This is a genomic window from Chryseobacterium sp. C3, from assembly GCF_014218905.1.
Classification (GTDB): Bacteria; Bacteroidota; Bacteroidia; order Flavobacteriales; family Weeksellaceae; genus Chryseobacterium; species Chryseobacterium mucoviscidosis.
Map to the genome: position 1 here is coordinate 106682 of NZ_JACLCU010000007.1, position 18901 is coordinate 125582.

At 36.0% G+C, this 18901-nt stretch carries 16 protein-coding genes; 6 read left to right on the forward strand and 10 right to left on the reverse strand.

From position 1 onward, the window contains the following. The first annotated feature begins 173 nt into the window (after positions 1 to 173). From H6W53_RS16025 to H6W53_RS16035, 3 genes are all read left to right on the forward strand, one after another. A complete protein-coding gene (locus H6W53_RS16025) occupies positions 174 to 1265 on the forward strand; it encodes an acyltransferase family protein (RefSeq protein WP_228457815.1) in 1092 nt (363 codons plus the stop codon). Positions 1266 to 1484: 219 nt separating this feature from the next. Next, positions 1485 to 1781 (forward strand): MGMT family protein, encoded by a 297-nt coding sequence (locus H6W53_RS16030; protein ID WP_087712189.1) that lies wholly within the window; start codon positions 1485 to 1487, stop codon positions 1779 to 1781. Positions 1782 to 1883: 102 nt separating this feature from the next. Continuing rightward, positions 1884 to 2687, forward strand: a complete 804-nt coding sequence (locus tag H6W53_RS16035) for an alpha/beta hydrolase family protein (RefSeq protein WP_185208261.1) — start codon at positions 1884 to 1886, stop codon at positions 2685 to 2687. 92 nt (positions 2688 to 2779) lie between these two features. Here H6W53_RS16035 and htpG read toward each other — a convergent pair whose 3' ends face one another. After that, positions 2780 to 4672, reverse strand: coding sequence for a molecular chaperone HtpG (gene htpG / locus H6W53_RS16040; protein ID WP_185208263.1), 1893 nt, complete (start codon positions 4670 to 4672; stop codon positions 2780 to 2782). A 282-nt stretch (positions 4673 to 4954) separates the two neighbouring features. On the opposite strand from htpG, the gene H6W53_RS16045 reads away from it, so the two are divergent. After that, the gene (locus H6W53_RS16045; RefSeq protein ID WP_185208265.1) at positions 4955 to 7852 is read left to right on the forward strand and encodes a prolyl oligopeptidase family serine peptidase; all 2898 of its coding nucleotides are present in this window, start codon (positions 4955 to 4957) and stop codon (positions 7850 to 7852) included. 66 nt (positions 7853 to 7918) lie between these two features. Here the strand turns inward: H6W53_RS16045 and recA are convergent, their stop codons facing one another. The 3 genes from recA to H6W53_RS16060 all read right to left on the reverse strand — a co-directional run bounded on the left by recA (position 7919) and on the right by H6W53_RS16060 (position 11268). Beyond that, positions 7919 to 8920, reverse strand: coding sequence for a recombinase RecA (recA, locus tag H6W53_RS16050; RefSeq protein ID WP_087712199.1), 1002 nt, complete (start codon positions 8918 to 8920; stop codon positions 7919 to 7921). Between the two features lie 270 nt (positions 8921 to 9190). After that, positions 9191 to 10387, reverse strand: coding sequence for an oxygenase MpaB family protein (locus H6W53_RS16055; RefSeq protein WP_185208267.1), 1197 nt, complete (start codon positions 10385 to 10387; stop codon positions 9191 to 9193). Between the two features lie 104 nt (positions 10388 to 10491). Then, positions 10492 to 11268 (reverse strand): response regulator transcription factor, encoded by a 777-nt coding sequence (locus H6W53_RS16060; protein ID WP_185208269.1) that lies wholly within the window; start codon positions 11266 to 11268, stop codon positions 10492 to 10494. Positions 11269 to 11632: 364 nt separating this feature from the next. On the opposite strand from H6W53_RS16060, the gene H6W53_RS16065 reads away from it, so the two are divergent. Further along, positions 11633 to 12217, forward strand: coding sequence for a hypothetical protein (locus tag H6W53_RS16065; protein WP_185208271.1), 585 nt, complete (start codon positions 11633 to 11635; stop codon positions 12215 to 12217). Positions 12218 to 12269: 52 nt separating this feature from the next. On the opposite strand, the gene gap is transcribed toward H6W53_RS16065, so the two are convergent. The 6 genes from gap to H6W53_RS16095 all read right to left on the reverse strand — a co-directional run bounded on the left by gap (position 12270) and on the right by H6W53_RS16095 (position 17193). Then, positions 12270 to 13280: a type I glyceraldehyde-3-phosphate dehydrogenase gene (gap, locus tag H6W53_RS16070; RefSeq protein ID WP_108411166.1), complete on the reverse strand. Its 1011-nt coding sequence runs from the start codon at positions 13278 to 13280 to the stop codon at positions 12270 to 12272. Between the two features lie 28 nt (positions 13281 to 13308). Continuing rightward, complete coding sequence (gene pfkA / locus H6W53_RS16075; protein WP_087712206.1) at positions 13309 to 14295, reverse strand: 6-phosphofructokinase; 987 nt, start codon at positions 14293 to 14295, stop codon at positions 13309 to 13311. A 161-nt stretch (positions 14296 to 14456) separates the two neighbouring features. Further along, the gene (locus H6W53_RS16080) at positions 14457 to 15215 is read right to left on the reverse strand and encodes a TIGR03915 family putative DNA repair protein (protein ID WP_185208274.1); all 759 of its coding nucleotides are present in this window, start codon (positions 15213 to 15215) and stop codon (positions 14457 to 14459) included. Positions 15216 to 15302: 87 nt separating this feature from the next. After that, a complete protein-coding gene (locus H6W53_RS16085; protein WP_185208276.1) occupies positions 15303 to 15602 on the reverse strand; it encodes a type II toxin-antitoxin system RelE/ParE family toxin in 300 nt (99 codons plus the stop codon). Beyond that, the gene (locus H6W53_RS16090) at positions 15595 to 15831 is read right to left on the reverse strand and encodes a type II toxin-antitoxin system ParD family antitoxin (protein ID WP_116097145.1); all 237 of its coding nucleotides are present in this window, start codon (positions 15829 to 15831) and stop codon (positions 15595 to 15597) included. Before H6W53_RS16090 ends, H6W53_RS16085 begins: the two co-directional genes overlap by 8 nt. A gap of 102 nt (positions 15832 to 15933) precedes the next feature. After that, positions 15934 to 17193, reverse strand: coding sequence for a putative DNA modification/repair radical SAM protein (locus tag H6W53_RS16095; RefSeq protein WP_108408965.1), 1260 nt, complete (start codon positions 17191 to 17193; stop codon positions 15934 to 15936). A gap of 311 nt (positions 17194 to 17504) precedes the next feature. Here H6W53_RS16095 and H6W53_RS16100 point away from each other — a divergent pair, with 311 nt between their 5' ends. Next, positions 17505 to 18833, forward strand: a complete 1329-nt coding sequence (locus H6W53_RS16100) for a hydroxymethylglutaryl-CoA reductase, degradative (RefSeq protein ID WP_108408964.1) — start codon at positions 17505 to 17507, stop codon at positions 18831 to 18833. The last annotated feature ends 68 nt before the right edge of the window (positions 18834 to 18901 follow it).

Below are 18901 nucleotides of genomic sequence, written 5' to 3' on the forward strand. Positions count from 1 at the left end.
TTAAAATTCACAGAAATACTGTTCTATTAATACCGCAAAGTGTTGTTTTAAGATATTTTCATCTTTTATAAGCGAAGCGGCTTTGTGAAACAAAAGAATAGTTGTAGATAAAAATAGAAAGTCTGTGAACTTCGTGTTCAAAAAATCGATACACTAAAATATTTTTATTCTAATTGGAAGCTTTTCAGAAAAATAAATTCGATGCTCTTACAGGAATGCGCGCTGTTGCAGCGATTATGGTATTTGTATATCATAACCGTAAATATTGGCGTAATGATCTTCCGTTTGAAATCATGCGTTTCATCAGCGAATGGCATATCGGAGTAACCGTTTTCTTTGTCCTGAGCGGTTTTTTACTCGCTTACCGATACGAAGAAAAACCTCTGGAATCCAAAAAATCTTATTTAAAATACATTTTACTGCGGATCGCCAGAATTTTTCCGCTGTACTGGATTTTGCTGAGCGCTTTTTTTCTGGATGTAAAATATTCCAAAGATGTAGATACATATTTCTTACAGTATTCGCTTTTTTACTCTTTATTTGAAAAATACTCTGTCTCAGGAATCGTTCAGGCTTGGTCGCTTACGGTAGAATTTTTCTTTTATCTTCTTGCTCCGTTTTTATTTCTTTTGCTTAAAAAAAACTGGAGCTACTGTATTCTTTTTTTAGCCGGATTTTTTCTTGTAGGTTGGGGAATCGGTTATGGTCTGCATGAATATAACGGAAATCCGGATGGCTTTTTATATCCTCTGAAATTCATGACAGGAAGCACGTTTTTCGGAAGAAGTTCTGAGTTTTTCTTCGGAATGTTGCTGGCTTATTTAATGAAGAAAGAGAAAGGTATTCAGTTTTTAAAAAAATTAAAACGGTCTACTTTAATGGGCGGTATTTCTATTATTCTCTTGACCATTGCCATTGCATTTTTTGCCCGGAATAACTTTGTTCACGGAGTAGAACGATGGGAGGGAAGACTGATTCACGAATTTTTGCTTCCGGTTGCAATCATTATTTTCTTTTGGGGATTGATGTCTGAAAAAACATGGATTTCAAAGTTTCTTTCTTCAAAACTATTGATTCTTTTGGGAAATGCCTCATTTGTTTTTTACCTGATCCATTTGAGTTATTTCAATATGAAACTTAAATCCTACATTTATCTTCCCGATAAAAATTTTGTACTGTTGTGGATTTGTTCAATCATTATTTATCTGCTCATCGAAAAACCTCTGTATGAAAAATGCAGAAAATTAATTGCTAAAATTAAATAAAACTTTTCTCGGCCTAATCCATCGAATTTATCAGTACAAAATAACGGTAGGCAAGAATTCCTTTCTGAATTTTTGTCAGTTTGCTTGGGTCTTTATCACTTAATTTGGGTAAAATTGCCTTATTTATTCTATTCAAAAAGCGGAAAAACGATTTTTTCATAACTTTATATTTTACAGATTGAATTTCAATGGTCAATTCAAAAATAATGCAAAACAAAAATGGACGAAATATTTAAAAAGCAGGTTTGGGAAATCACTAAGTTAGTTCCGAAAGGCAGAGTAACGAGTTACGGAGCAATTGCCAAAGCAGTGGGCTATCCCAATCATTCCCGACACGTTGGAAAAGCAATGGGAGGCTGTCCTAAAGATGTTCCAGCGCATCGCGTAATTTCAAGTTCAGGAACTTTATCGGTTCCGGAATTTCAGGAAAGACTGGAAGCAGAAGGAATTACTGTGGAAAATTTCAGAATTAAAAATTTCAAAAACCTGTTCTGGAATCCGCTGGAAGAACTGTAAAAACAGAATATTTACCATTCAGAAAAGAAAAATTACGGCTGAGTCTGTTTTTTTAGGGAAAAATATGTTTAACGTTTAGTTTTGCTTCATAAAAATTAAACAATGAAAACAAAAATTTTACTTTCCGCACTTTTCTTATTAACAGTTTGCTTTTCCAAAGCGCAGATGGATGATAATTTTTATCAGCCAAGTAAGGTACTTCGCCCTGTAGAAGACCTCACATATGAAAATTTTTCTCTTCCTGTAAAAAACGATACGATTACAGGAATTATTTTAAAGCCAAAATCGGGAAAAGCCAAAGGGACGGTTTTATTCTTTCACGGAGCAGGAGGAAATGTTACGACCTATGTATTCATGACGAAACCTTTGGTTGAAAATAATTTTCAGGTGATCATGGTAGATTTCCGTGGGTATGGAAAATCAACAGGGAAACCGACTCACGTTAATATCGCATCAGACGGGCAGATTTTCTTTAATGCGATGATTCAAAGACCCGACATTGCCAATACAAAAATTATTCTGTACGGAGCTTCCATGGGATCGCAGATTGCTGCCCATTTAGCCCGAAATAATAAAACCAAAATTGCAGGACTGGTAATGGATGGAAGTCTTTCTTCTTTCACAGATATTGCGATGTATTACAAACCTGAACTCAAGGATGTCATTTCCCGATATGTTATTTCTCCTTATTCTGCTAAAGAGGATTTACAGGATACGGAAGGTCTTCCCAAGCTTTTTATCCACAGTAAAGATGATAAGGATGTTCCTTACGAAGAAGGATTTGAAAATTACACCAAAGCTTCTTTGCCAAAAGAGTTTTTGGAATACTCCCCCAAACTCCGGGAACAAATAAATCCCCAGGCGGGAAAAATTGTTTGGGCTGTTGATAAGATGTTGAATAATTAAGGGGTTGCGGTTCCGGGGGCGAACCCGCCGAAACCGAAACAAAAAATCCGGCGGAGCAAAGCCCCGCCGGATTCCATATAAAAATAGTCAATTTACTTTTCCAGTTGCTTATAACTTCTCTGGATGAAGTCTGTAAGCTCTTTTCCTTTCAATAAATTCTGCGAAAGTTTGGCAAGATCCAAAGCATATTTAATCAGATGTGATTTCGCTTCTGTATTTTCTGTTTTTAAAATCTGACCTGCCAGTTCGCTGTTGGAATTTACCACCAGATTATACATTTCCGGGAATCCTCCCATTCCAAACATTCCACCGCCTCCGGTTGCCTGCATATCTTTCATTCTTCTCATAAATTCAGGCTGAGTGATGGTAAAAGGCGCATCGCTGCTGTCTAAATCTTCAAGCTGAACGGTAAATTTGGTATCATTGATAGATTCTTCAACGTTTTTCTTTAAAGATTCCTTTTCAGTCTCTGTTAATTTTGAAATAACAGGTTCATCTTTTTTAATCAGATTGTTGATGTGATCTGCATCTACTCTTGCAAAAGAAATTTTATCTTTGGATGTTTCCAGTTTCTGGATAACGTGAGGAATAATCGGAGAATCTAAAAGAAGAACCTCATATCCTTTATCTTTTGCAGACTGGATGTAAGAGTGCTGTTCATCTGCGTTGGACGCATAAAGAACGACCAGTTTTCCGTCTTTATCGGTCTGAGTAGGCTTAATCTTTTCTTCCAGTTCATTCCAAAGGAAATATTTTCCGTCAGTGGTTGGATAAAGAGTGAATTTATCAGCTTTTTCTGCAAATTTTTCTTCAGTAACGATTCCGTATTCGATCACTACTTTAATATCGTTCCACTTTTTCTCGTAATCTTCACGGTTTTCGTTAATTAAAGATGCCATTTTGTCGGCAACTTTTTTCGTGATGTATGATGAAATTTTCTTCACGGCTCCATCTGCCTGAAGATAAGAACGGGAAACATTCAATGGAATGTCCGGAGAATCGATCACACCGCGAAGAAGCATTAAGAAATCAGGTACAATTCCTTTCACTTCATCGGTTACAAAAACCTGATTCTGATACAACTGAATCTTATCTTTTTCGATATTTAAATTATTGTTCAGTTTCGGGAAAAATAAAATCCCCGTTAAATTGAACGGATAATCTACATTCAGGTGAATATTAAACAAAGGTTCCTCAAACTGCATGGGATACAATTCGTGGTAGAACTTCATGTAATCTTCATTTGTCAGTTCGCTCGGTGCGATAGTCCATGCCGGAGTCGGATTGTTGATAATATTGTCAACTTCTTCCGTTTCTGCAACTGCATCTTCAGGAGCATCTTCCGGTAGAGGAAGCGTATGTGTTTTTGTTCCGAATTTAATAGGAACAGGCATAAATTTGTTGTACTTCAACAATAGTTCACGGATTTTTCCTTCTTCCAGAAACTCTGTAGAATCTTCTGCAATGTGAAGAATAATTTCAGTTCCTCTGTCTGTTTTATCAGTAGTTTCCTCTAAAGTAAATTCAGGACTTCCGTCACAGATCCAACGAACAGCAGGTTCATCTTTGTAAGATTTTGTAAGAATTTCTACTTTTTCTGCAACCATAAATGCAGAGTAAAATCCAAGTCCGAAATGTCCGATAATTCCTGAATCTTTTGCCGTGTCTTTGTATTTTTCCAGAAATTCTTCAGCACCTGAAAAAGCAACCTGATTGATGTATTTTTCAACTTCTTCACCCGTCATCCCGATTCCCTGATCGATGATGTGAAGTTTTTTGTTTTCTTTATCTACTTTTACTTCAATCTTCGGATTTCCGTATTCCACTTTTGCTTCACCGATGCCTGTTAAATGTTTTAGCTTTAACGTAGCATCCGTTGCGTTGGAAATTAACTCTCTTAAGAATATTTCGTGGTCACTGTAAAGAAATTTTTTAATAAGCGGGAAAATATTTTCCACAGATACATTAATATTTCCTTTAGTCATAATAATTTTGGTTTTTTAATTTTCTATACTTTCTCAAAAAAAATACCGTTTCAAGGAAAGTGACATTTTGACATTTTTTCAGAATTTCTTTTAAGTGAATTTAAATTCAACTACAAAAATCATAAAGACAATTGTAAAGCATTTATTGGAATATTTAGACTTTTAAGCAGAACAGATAGAATCTTTTGCCATTTTGTGGTTAAATAGTTTATCCTGAAAACATCTCTGCAATGAAAATTTATCCGCAAAAAGCCTTATTTTTAGTTTTTAAAATATTTAATAATGAATTTGAAAAGTGCAGTTTTGCTTCTGCTTCTAATGGCTTCGTATGTCTATGGGCAGAAAAAACCGTTGGATCATTCGGTTTATGATAATTGGCAGAATATCGGAGCCAGAAAAATATCCAATGACGGAAAATGGGTAGGATATTCGGTAGATGTGCAGGAAGGAAACCCCGATCTGTATTTGCATTCGGTGAAAAATAAAAACGCAAAGAAATTTCCGAGAGCCACAAAAATGGAATTTACCAGCGATTCCAGATTTGCCGTTTTCCAGATCCGTCCTTTTTACAAAGACATAAAAGCGGTAAAAGATAAAAAATTAAAACAGAATAAACTGACCAAAGATACCCTCGTTGTTTTTGATTTCTCTAAAGGAACGACAGAGAAAATCCCTAATGTAAAAGGATTCAAAATTCCGGAAAAGGGAGGTTCTTTCGTGGCTTATCTGTTAGAAAATATGAAAGATAAATCTTCTGACAGTCCTTCAGATAAAGATGATGACGACGAAAACAAAGATGATGATACAAAGGCAAAACCATTACAGTTGGTTATCAGAGATCTTTTGGACGGAAAAAGTACAACGTATGACAATGTGGTTCGCTATCAGTTCAGCAAAAATGGGAAGCAGCTTGTTTTCGTTACAAAAAAACCGGAAGAAAAACCTAAAAAAGGGAAGGAAGAGAAAAAAGATTCATTGGAAGATAAATCTTTGGCTACAAAAGATACGGATAAATCCAAACCTAAAAAATATACGCTTCAGACAGTTCAGGTTGTTGATCTTAAAACCGGAAACGTCAATAAAATCTCAGAAATGGAGGGAGATTTCTCACAGCTTGCATTTGATGAAGAAGGAAATCAGTTAGCTTTTGTTGGAACTTCTTCTGCACAGAATGATTTGGTGAAACTTTACCAATTGTATTATTTTAATTTTAAAGGAAATAAAAATAAAACGGTAACCAACGATCATTCTCAAATGAAGAAAAACTGGGTAGTTTCTGAAAACCGTTTACCGATATTCAGTAAAAACGGAAAACAGTTGTATTTCGGGGTGGCTCCGAAACCTGTTGCAAAAGACACTACATTGATTGCAAACGATCATGCTGTGGTTGATATCTGGAATTATAAGGATGATTATCTGCAAACAGTTCAGTTAAAAGAATTGAGAAATGATCTGAAAAAATCTTACGCTGCTGTAATGCAGACCGACAAACCGGAACTTTTCACAAACATTGACGGCGAAGATCTCGATACTTTACGACTGGTGAATGAAGGAAACGCAGAGTTTGTATTGGGAATTACCAGTTTAAACAACCGCATCTCTTCACAATGGGAAGGTTCTTCAAAGAAAACGTATTTTATTATTGACAATAAAACAGGCGAAAGAACAGAAATGATAAGAAACCTGAATGGATCTGTTGCCGTTTCTCCTTTGGGAAAATTTGCCGTGATTTTCGACAGGGAAAAAGGACAATGGCTGAGTTATAATGTAAAAACAAAACAGACAGTACCGCTCAATAAAGATTTGTCCGTTTCTTTTGTAGATGAGGAGTTTGACATGCCGGATTTTCCCAACGCATACGGAATTGCATCATGGACAGACAACGATGAATCCGTCATCATCAAAGACCGCTATGATCTTTGGGAGTTTTTTCCGGACGGATCCAAAAAGCCCAGAAACATCACCAACGGATTCGGGCGTAAAAACAAAATTACTTTTGATACGTACGATTTAGACAAAGACATTAAAAGTGTAAACCGAAAAAAATCGATCTATTTATCAGCATTTGATAATGTCTCCAAAGCCAATGGGATTTTTAAAACAACCGTTCAGTCCGGTTCTGATCCTGTAAAAATTCAGATGGAAAATGTTTGGGGATATCGCAGCCTTCAGAAAGCAAAAAATGCAGAAGATTATATTTTAGTAAAAGAATCCTACACCGATTCTCCGAATATTTTCACCACTTCCGATTTTAAAAATCAGGAAAAACTAAGTAACACCAATCCTCAGCAAAGTCTTTACAATTGGGGAAAGAGTGAATTGGTCAATTGGAAGACTCCGAAAGGAAATTCGTCGACAGGCGTTCTCTATAAACCTGAAAATTTCGATCCGAACAAAAAATATCCGATGATTGTTTATTTCTACGAAAAACTATCGGATAATCTGAATCGTTACGTAGCACCGTCTCCGACTCCTTCAAGATTAAATATCTCTTATTTTGTAAGCAACGGATATCTCGTTTTCACACCCGATATTTCTTATATAGATGGTTTTCCGGGAGAATCCGCAATGGAATATATCAATTCCGGTGTTGAAAAACTGAAAGAAAATTCATGGGTGAATGGCTCAAAAATAGGAATTCAGGAACAAAGCTGGGGCGGTTATCAGGTTGCGTATCTCATTGCGCACACAGATATGTACGCCGCAGCATGGAGTGGTGCTCCTGTCGTAAACATGACTTCTGCGTATGGCGGAATAAGATGGTCTTCAGGAATGAACCGACAGTTTCAGTACGAAAAATCGCAAAGCAGGTTAGGGAAAAATCTTTGGGAAGCTCCTGAACTGTATATTAAAAATTCACCGCTTTTTACCATCGATCAAGTGAAAACTCCGGTGGTGATTATGAGTAACGATAGAGACGGAGCTGTTCCGTGGTATCAGGGAATTGAAATGTTTACTGCATTGCGCCGTTTAGGAAAACCGGCTTGGCTGTTGAATTATAATGGTGACGACCATAATCTTATAAAACGCCAGAACCGAAAAGATATTCAGATCCGCGAACAGCAGTTTTTCGATTATTATCTTAAAGATGCGAAAGCACCAGTCTGGATGACGAAAGGAATTCCTGCAACCCAAAAAGGAAAAGACTGGGGATTTGAATTAACCGATGAAAAACCTTAGTGTATAAACAACGAATCGGCGGAGCTGAAAGCTCCGCCGATTCGTTTTATCGCGTTATCAAAAAACTTATTTATTCTTAAGTTCCTCTTTAATTTTGTTTTCCAGTTCTTCTGCAAGTTCAGGATTGTCTTTTAAGACATCTTTTACTGCATCACGACCTTGTCCAAGCTTTGTTTCTTCGTAGCTGAACCAAGAACCGCTTTTCTTTACAATTCCCTGTTCTACAGCCTGATCCAGAATTTCTCCTGTTTTGGAAACCCCTTCACCGTACATTATGTCGAATTCTGCCTGTTTGAAAGGCGGAGCAACTTTGTTCTTAACAATTTTCACTTTCACACGGCTTCCGATCGCTTCATCACCCTGTTTTATTGGCGCACTTGCTTTTCTGATGTCAACTCTTACCGAAGCATAGAATTTCAAAGCGTTACCACCTGTTGTAGTTTCAGGATTTCCGAACATTACTCCGATTTTCTCTCTCAACTGGTTGATGAAAATAACCGTACATTTTGTTCTTGAAATGGTTGCTGTTAATTTTCTTAAAGCCTGAGACATTAATCTCGCATGAAGACCCATTTTAGAATCTCCCATTTCCCCTTCGATCTCTGCTTTTGGCGTAAGCGCAGCAACCGAGTCAATTACCACGATATCAATCGCTCCCGAACGGATCAGATTATCAGCAATTTCCAGTGCCTGTTCTCCGTTGTCCGGCTGAGAAATAATAAGGTTTTCAAGATCGATTCCCAATTTCGCCGCATAAGTTCTGTCGAAAGCGTGCTCTGCATCAATAAACGCTGCAATACCTCCTGCTTTCTGAGCTTCTGCAATGGCGTGAAGCGTTAAAGTTGTTTTACCTGAAGATTCAGGACCGTAGATCTCAATGATTCTTCCTCTCGGATAACCACCCACTCCAAGAGCGATGTCCAATCCCAAAGATCCTGAAGGAATCACCTCAATTGTACTGTCTACGGAATTTTCTCCCAAGGTCATTACCGTTCCCTTTCCGTATGTTTTATCTAGTTTGTCCAGCACCAAAGCCAGTGCTTTTTTCTTATCGTCTATGTTACTCATCTGATGTTTAAATAATTTATCAAAAATACAAAAATTTACGCTCAAAAACTAATCTTTCCTACCACTAAAAGTTGTTTTTATAGTTAAAAAAACATAAAATTCAGATGCATATCAAAAACTAAAACAGAATCTTTAAAACTTTTGTTTTATGCTTTATCAGGAGCTTTTTCGCGCTTTCCGCTGCAATCTTTTTTTTCAAAAAAGGATTTTCGCTGCAATCGCGGCTAGGGTAGAAATCATCAAATAAATTGCAGTCTTTGCAGTAGATTTTTAATGGAAATTAGAATTTTGGGTGATGCTGAGATAATCGCTCAAGACTTTCATCTGATCTTTATTCCCTTTTTTTATTCTGGCTTCACGGTTTACGAGTCGGTCAACGATTTTGGTAATCATTCTTTTCGTCACCGGAAAAGCCTTTCTGTTCGAAACTTCCGGAATTTTCAGTCTTTTGCACACTTCATCATCCAACAAAAACCATGTACAGCAGATGTGAAGGTAACGGAGATTTTTTCTCTGGAAATTGTATTTCAGGATCGTGTTTTCCAGCGATTCATTCAGAAGAGAATGAGCCAGCAAAACAGAATCTTCATCCGCAGAAGGCTGAACCGAAGTCCACAGATAAAAATATTGTGTTGCCTGTACTTTATCATTCGGTAAAAGATCTTCCGGAATTCCCAGAAGATAACCTACATATTTCCAAAGGTGGAAAAGCCCTTTTTCTTCCTCTTCAGAAAACGTGTTTCCCAGTTTGTGCAGACTGTGCATAAAAACAAGACTGAAACCAATATACGTTGCCATCATATCCCATGAATTAATGGGTTCTCCCCAATTTTCCGTGTTCCAGTCTTTATAAAATTTTTTAATGAAAACTCTTGCGTAAGAATGGATCAGGCGGGTTTTTATGGCAAACTCATATCCTTTTTTATGAACTTCCAAAGCATCATATCGGGTAACATTTACCCAAAAATCAAGCGTTTCAGAAAGTCTTTTTACAGCACCTTTCTTTAAGGCTTCCGTTGCAATAAGGGGTTTGTTGAGGTAAGCATAATCATAACCTCCGATCAGGCAGTAATCGCGAAGAGAGATCAGAGAATCCACATTGCTTCTCATGCAGAGTTCTGCACCGCTTTTAATCAGATCATAATCCAGCCAGTCAGGAATTTTCTGAGTCTGCAGTAAAAGCTGTTTTACACTTTCCGGAACATCATCATTTTCAGAAACGCCATTTCGGATGTAACCTTCAATTTCTCTTGAAGCTTCATGAAATTTTTGAGTGAGATAAACATCTTTTACAACCTGATCGCCGACTTCATCCACATCATAAAAATAAGATGAAAATCTTTCAAAATCTTTAAAACTGACCTCTGCTCCTGAAAAATCAAGAAGCTGTTTTCCGTTGCCTTTTGTCCAGAAATCTTTAAAATGCTGCGAATCTTTAAAGCGTGGCTGTAAAATTGTTTTCTCCATCGAAGGCTAAAGGTACAAGTTTTGCTCCGCAATTGCAGAGTGAGATTTATCAGGAAAATTCAATTCACAGTTTACAATTCTTCATTCACTATTCACTTTTGACATTATATCAATCCCCATTCGAACGCTTTTGTTAACAGTTCTTTGCTGTTTCTGGAGTTTGTTTTGGCTAAGATATTCTTTCTGTGAGTACGAACCGTATGTTCTGATAAAATCAGCATTTTTGAAATTTCCGGTCCGGAATATCCTTTGGCAATAAGGGAAAGAATTTCAGTTTCTCTTTTGGTTAAATTAATTTCCTGATCTTTTTTTGAAGAAGAATTTTCAATTTTAATCTGAATGAAATCGCTGCGGTGACCAATTCCTGTAATCAGTACAGTATGCGGATTCTGTTTTGTAATATGATGGATATTGGTATGGATATTAACAGACTGAACCAGATTTTTATCCTCATCTTCCCACGTAAGTACCGCCTGATGATGAAAAAGCTCGTAATTTCCTGAAGCGGTTTTCATTCTGAAACAATAGCTGGGTTTAAGAAAAAGCTGATGTTCTTTCCCTGTTTTCATCAATATTTCCACCACTTTCTGTTCGGCTTTCATAATGAATTCTATATCATCGGGGTGAACCAGATCAATCACGTCTTTTAAATTCTGTGGATATTCCTTCAAACCATGTATCTTGAGGATATCAGGATGATGATTGGAAATTGTACTGTTGGTGAGATTTAGCACATAATAATAAAATTCTCCAATGGCGAACATTTCTCCGATGATGCGTTCAACAGGAGGAATATTAGAAATGTGTTTTTCTTTTCTTTCTACATCAGAATAAGAGTTCCAAACTTCTACCAAAGGATGTTTTTTCTCCAGATTATCCATAAAAAAGATTTATAACTAAAAATAGTTAAAGTTTTCTTAAAAATACCGCAAAAGGGGGATTTTTTTACATCAGTAAAATTTTAAAATTTGTATAAGCCAATAATCATGAAAACTCATTCTAAATATTTTTCCGTTTTTTCGGATTATGTTTTCATATTTTCTATAAAAAAACAAAATTTACATAATATCATTAATATGTCAGAAATAGTTTAGAATTTTCTGTTAGCTGTTTGAAAATGATAAACTGGAATCCTCTGCAATTTTGCAGGGGATTCATTATTTTAATCGATTTATGTAAAACTACACAAACGGGTTATTTTTTCGTAATTCAGGATTTTGAAAATTTGTAATAAAATTATTACTTATGAAAAAAATTCAAATTACAGTACCAAAGCTACATTGTGTAAAGAAAAATGACTTTCTTAACAAAGATAGAATTTATCTTGTTATGATTATTACCACTACTAAAGCAGATGGATCCGGAAATCCAAAAGTTGTATTTTCAGGTCTTAGTGGTATTTCTGAATTCAGAAAAAATGATATAAAAGTATTTGATCTTGGAACGAGATGGGCATTTAATGTAAATGACGATGAAATTTTTAATATTTCATTTGGTGTATATGAACAGGATAGAGGAGATGTCTACAACCAATATTTAAGAGATATTACTGCAATTGTAGAGACAAACGGGATGAATTATAATGATATGATTACAGAATTATGGAATGCTGTAAAAGACAAAGTTGTAAATTTAAACTTGGTAAGTCTTCTGTTATTATTACCTGAAGTTGGATTGAAAATTCTGAAAGATTTTAGAAAAGATGATCTAATTGGTAAAAGGACAATAAGCTTTCAGGCAAATGATCCTAATATGTATTTTACTCCTGAATTTGATCTAAAGGACGCCGAATCATTTTATAAAATTCAAATCAAATTAAATGAAATTTAAACAAAAAAACCTTCCAAATCGGAAGGTTTTTATATTTCAAACTGATACTTTATTAGTTAGATAAAGAAGCAGCGTGGATCAGCATATCTACTAACTTGTTAGAATATCCCATTTCGTTGTCATACCAAGAAACAAGTTTTACGAAGTTTGGAGAAAGCATAATTCCTGCATCTTTATCGAAGATTGAAGTTCTCTTATCTCCTACGAAATCCTGAGAAACTACAGCATCTTCAGTGTATCCAAGAATACCTTTCAATTCACCTTCAGAAGCAGCTTTAATAGCAGCACAGATCTCATCGTAAGAAGTAGCTTTTTCTAATCTTACTGTAAGGTCAACTACAGAAACGTCAACAGTGGGTACTCTGAAAGACATCCCTGTTAATTTTCCGTTCAAAGAAGGGATTACTTTTCCTACCGCTTTTGCAGCACCTGTAGAAGAAGGGATGATGTTGTTTAAAGCAGCTCTACCACCTCTCCAGTCTTTCATTGAAGGACCGTCAACCGTTTTCTGAGTAGCCGTTGTAGCGTGTACCGTAGTCATTAAACCTTCTACGATTCCGAAGTTATCGTGGATCACTTTTGCTAACGGAGCCAGACAGTTGGTTGTACAAGAAGCGTTTGATAAGATTTTGATATCGTCTGTAAGTTCTGTGTGGTTTACACCCATTACAAACATTGGCGTATCATCTTTAGAAGGAGCAGAAAGAATTACTTTCTTTGCACCTGCAGCAATGTGTTTTGCAGCACTGTCTTTATCTAAAAATAAACCTGTAGATTCTACAACGTAATCTGCACCTACTTCGTTCCATTTCAAATTGCTTGGATCTTTCTCAGCAGTTACTCTGATTCTTTTTCCGTTTACTACAAGGTCATTACCTTCTACAGAAACCTCACCCGGAAAAATTCCGTGTACAGAATCATATTTAAGCATATAAGCCATGTATGTAGCATCGATAAGGTCGTTGATTCCTACTACTTCGATGTTATCTCTTTCAGTCATTGCTCTGAAAACAAGACGTCCAATTCTACCAAACCCGTTGATACCTACTTTAATTGTTGACATAATAGTTTGTTTTAAATTATATTAAATATTAGATTGCTAAAATTTCTGAAATCAGTAAAAGATCTTTATTGATTTCGTTGTGTTTTTTAATGGCTTCTTCAATAGGAGTGTATACCAAATCATTGGAACGCATTCCTGCCATTACGTTGGTTTGCCCTTCCATTAATCCTGTTACGGCTCCAAAGCCCAGTCTGCTTGCTAACACTCTGTCTGCACAGCTTGGAGAACCTCCTCTTTGCATGTGTCCCAATATTGCGACACGAATATCATAGTCCGGGAATTCCTTCTTTGTTTTTTCTGCAAGTTCATAAACATTGGCCAATTTCTCACCCTCTGCAACGACAACTATGCTTGAAGCTTTTCCTGTTTTTTCTGCACTTCTGAAATTGGCAAAAAGTTCATCGATGCTATCTTTTTTCTCGGGAATCAAAATATCCAGAGCACCGGTTGCCAATCCGCTGTTCAAAGCGATAAAACCTGCATCACGACCCATTACTTCCACAAAGAAAACCCTGTTGTGAGAAGTTGCCGTATCACGGATTTTATCAATCGCTTCCATTGCAGTATTCAAAGCCGTGTCATAACCAATGGTGTTATCCGTCCCGAAAATATCATTATCAATCGTTCCCGGAACACCAATTACACGGATGCCGAATTCTTCGTTGAAGATTTTTGCTCCTGTGAAAGTTCCGTCTCCCCCAATACAAACCAAACCGTCAATGCCATATTTTACACAATTGTCATAGGCTTTTTGACGACCTTCTTTGGTTCTAAATTCCTGGGATCTGGCAGATTTCAGAATAGTTCCGCCCTGGTTGATTATATTTTTTACGGAACGAGGTCCCATCTTAAGGAAATCATCGTGGATTAAGCCATTATAACCTTCTCTTACTCCGTAACATTCTATTTTATAATAATTTGCGGTTCTTACTACCGCCCTTAATGCTGCATTCATACCCGGAGAATCTCCTCCTGAAGTAAGAACTGCAATTTTTTTTACAGCACTCTCTTTCATCTAGTAAAAAATTTCGAACACAAATTTACAAAAACAAGTTCAGATAATCGTAGTAACTTAAGAAGAGTTTTGCATATAAATGATTAAACCTGAATAAAATTTATCGGTTTACAAAAAAATATCAATGTTTTTGAATGAAAATTATCGAGATGAAAATTAATTTAATGCTTTTCGGTAAGATATTTCCAATATCTCCTCGGAACGTGCTGAATATGAAGCCTCATATTTTTTCTCTCCACGATATTGGTTTTCGTGAAATACCTTTGCCAAAGCGTCTGGTAATTTTTTTCTTCATCGTGAAACTTTTGCTGATATCTGTTCAAGTCTATTTTTTCATCGGGATAGAAAAAATCGCAGGTTTCCAAGTCGTACAGAATTCCGTAATTTCTTCTCAAATCATAAATCATCCATTTCTGATCCTGATAACGGTCTTTGAAATGTTTCCGGATTAAAGGCAGAACATTGAAATCCGGATCTATTTTGGCAAAAAAAACACCATCCTGCATCTTTTCAAAACGGACAAAAGCCGTCATTCTGTGTCTTTCCCGACTGACGGATTTACAGATTTTTGAAATCTTCAGAATGTCATTATCGGCATAGTTTTTCAGAATATTTTCATCGGGATGTTTTACGGATTGCTTTACGGCAGACAAAATAAGCTGTTCCAATTCCGGATCTTCAGATAAATAAACTTTCAGAAGTTCGTGAATTCCGGCTTTTCCAATGTTTTTTTCTAATTTGTTTAAAACCCTTTCAGATTTATCATTTTGAGTAATAACCTCATGAATTTCCGCAAAGATATTTTCCTGATGAAACCTTTCTTTACTTACAATTTCCACGTCCTTATATTTATATTCAAAAACTTCGAATACAGCCGTTAAAAGTCCGTCAAAACTGCCATCGTAGAGTAGGGTAGTCATCTGAGTTGGAGGGGAGTGTTTTAGAGTTTTAGAGTTTGTAATCTTGTGTTATTATGTTGCTGTTATTTCAGTATTTATAATATTTTGCTACAGGAAAAATTTCGGAATATCTCTGCTTCCGTGCAAAACTCTCACAATTCTGATATGATGATCTAAAATCCTGTAAAAAATAACGTGATTGTCTTTTGGAAAGCTATATAAACCTTTTTTTATTTCATCTCGCTTTTTGCCTAAATGTGGATTTAAAAATAAATTTTGAAAAATTTCTTCAATTTCCAAAAGATATGTTTCTGCTTGATTAAATCCAAATTCATTCAAAGTATAATCAAAAATATCTTCCAGATCTTTATCTGTAATTTCCGATAAAATATAGGTTTTCTCAGACATTGCTGATTCTGTTCTTTTTAGCCTGAATAATATCCTTTACAGAACGAGAGCTTTCAACATCATTCCAGCCTTTTTCTATTTCAGCCTTTAAATCCTGAATCACACGGTGCCTATAAACTTCATGAAGCCGCAATGCATCACGCACAACTTCACTGGCATTCTGAAAATCACCGGATTCTATTTGCTTTGAAATATATTCTTCCTGCTTTTTTGTGAAACTGACATTCATAATAAATTTTTTCTTCGAAGTTATAAATTATATCCAAATTTAGCAAATATGGATATTGGAAATTGTTTTTCTCCGTTTTAAGATAAGATCAAAGGATTGAATTTAAAACAATGTCAACTGCTGCGAAAACTGATTATGAAATTTCGAAGAACTTCCGCCAATCAGCAATTTCTTAAGATTTTGATTCGTCAGATATTTTAAAAAAGCGTTTCCGGCGTTAAAATCAATGAAATATTTTGCGCGGTTTACTGCCGCTCCCAACTTTTTCAGATGATCCATATTCAAAACCTGAAAACGTCTTGCGCTCACAATTTTCTGTGCTGTTTTTACTCCAATTCCTGGAATTCTTAAAATCATCTGATAATCAGCAGTTTGAAGATTAACAGGAAACTGATCTAAATGTCGCAAAGCCCAGCTTAATTTGGGATCGACTTCAAGATCTAAAAATGGCATATTCGGATCCAGTATTTCTTCAGCTTTAAAACCATAAAAACGCATCAGCCAATCCGACTGATACAAACGGTTTTCACGAAGCATCGGAACTTCAGTCGTAAGAGCTGGTAATCTTTTATCTTCCAAAACCGGAACATAACCTGAATAATACACTCTTTTCAGGCTGAAATTTTTATAAAAATGATCGGCAACTTTAATGATCTGTAAATCATTTTCATTCGTAGCACCTACAATCATTTGCGTAGATTGTCCTGCAGGAGCAAATTTTGGTGTTTTCCGGAAAAGTTTTTTCTCATCTTTGTATTGCGCAATCCCGTTCTGGATATACTTCATCGGATTAAGCATATCCTGCCTGTTTTTTTCAGGAGCCAGCAATTTCAGTCCGCTTTCAGTTGGGATTTCGAGGTTTACAGATAAACGGTCGGCGTACAAAGCGGCTTCCTGCATGAGTTCATCACTTGCTCCCGGAATCGATTTTAAATGAATATAACCATTAAAGTTTTCTTCAAGACGCAGTTTTTTCGCGACACGAACCAGACGTTCCATGGTCGTATCCGCATTTTTAAAAATTCCTGAGCTTAAGAACAACCCTTCAATATAATTTCTGCGGTAAAAATTGATCGTTAAATCGACTACTTCCTCAACGGTAAAAGCAGCTCTTTTAATATCATTTGAACTTCTGGAAACACAATAAGCGCAATCGTAAATGCAATGATTGGTCAATAGAATTTTGAGAAGAGAAACACATCGTCCGTCTTCCGTATAGGTATGGCAGATTCCACTTGCGGAACTGTCTCCCAAAGCCCCTTTTTTATTCTTTCTCGAACCACCGCTTGATGAGCAGGAAACATCATATTTTGCTGCATCGGCAAGGATTTCAAGTTTTTCTTTCAGGCGGTCAAAATTCATTTTATTCTTCTTTTACCAATTTTTTATTAATACATAAGTTACAACAGCTTCTAACAAAATACTTTGAAAATATTTAGATCTCATAAGAAAGAAAATCAAAGATTTTAAAAACTAAAGTGTTCTTATTTTTTGAATTATTTAATTCTAATGGCACTTAAGTGTTTAAAAAAATAAACTTAATTAGATTTAAAATTTTATATTTTCCGTTCAAATTTAATTCCAAAATTGATAAATGTCAATCTTTTTTGATAGAAGTTATCAACAGTTTAAAGTGACAAATTTAGTATATTTACGCTCATTAAATTTATGTTATGAATCATAAACCCGTTGAAGGTTTTTCCAAATTAACAAAACAGGGGAAAATCGACTGGCTCGTAAACGAGTATCTTGAAGGAAACGAAGAATATCAAAATATATTAAACCAATACTGGAACGAAAATGCTGATTTGCAGAAGCTTCACGACGAATTTTCTGAAAACACCATTTCTAATTTCTATATGCCTTACGGAATTGCTCCGAATTTCCTCATCGACGGAAAACTGTTTGCGCTTCCGATGGCAGTGGAAGAAAGTTCTGTAGTGGCAGCAGCTTCAAAGGCAGCAAAATTCTGGATTGATAAAGGTGGTTTTAAAACAACGATCATCAACAACGAAAAACTGGGGCATACCCACTTTATTTTTAATGTTGAATCTCATAAGCTGCTTCATTTTTTTAATTTTAAACTGAAGAAGAAATTACTGGAAGCTACGGAAGACATCACGGCGAATATGAGAAAACGCGGTGGTGGAATTTTAGACATCAAATTGGTTGATAAAACGTCTGAAATGGCGAATTATTATCAGTTGAAAGCAAGTTTCGACACCGTAGATTCGATGGGAGCCAACTTTATCAATTCCTGTTTGGAACAGTTCGGAAAAACATTGAAGCAGGAAGTGGCTACAAGTGAAGATTTTTCTCAGGAAGAAAAGAATTCTTTACAGATCGTAATGAATATTCTGTCCAATTTTACTCCGGATTGTATCGTAAGAGCTGAAGTTTCCTGTAAAATCGAAGATCTGAAAGACGACAGTGGAATTTCCAACGAAGAATTTGCATGGAAATTCAAACAGGCGGTAACGATTGCTGAAATTGAGCCTTTCCGTGCGACCACTCATAATAAAGGAATTATGAATGGAGTAGATGCGGTTGTAATTGCAACAGGAAACGATTTCCGTGCAACAGAAGCCTGTGCTCACGCATATGCAGCGAGAAACGGAAGATATTCTTCTCTCACACATTGTACAACAGATAACGGAATTTTCAGATTCTGGATCGATCTTCCGATTTCGGTAGGGGTTGTTGGCGGTTTAACGAATCTTCATCCTTTGGTAAAATTCTCTTTAGCGCTTCTTGGAAAACCTTCTGCTCAGGAACTGATGAGTATTTTGGCGGTTTCCGGACTGGCTCAGAATTTTGGAGCGTTACGATCTTTGGTGACGACTGGAATTCAGAAAGGGCATATGAAAATGCATTTGCTGAATATTTTGAACCAATTGGGCGCAACAGAAGAAGAAAAACAACATTTTGTGACGTATTTCAAAGATAAAACGGTGAGTCATCACGAAGTGATCAATGAGTTTAACCGAATGAGAGGACAATAATGTTTGGAATTATTGTAGCTGCTTTTATGCTGGGTTTTGGAATTTTTCTGAAACTGACCAAAAATCCG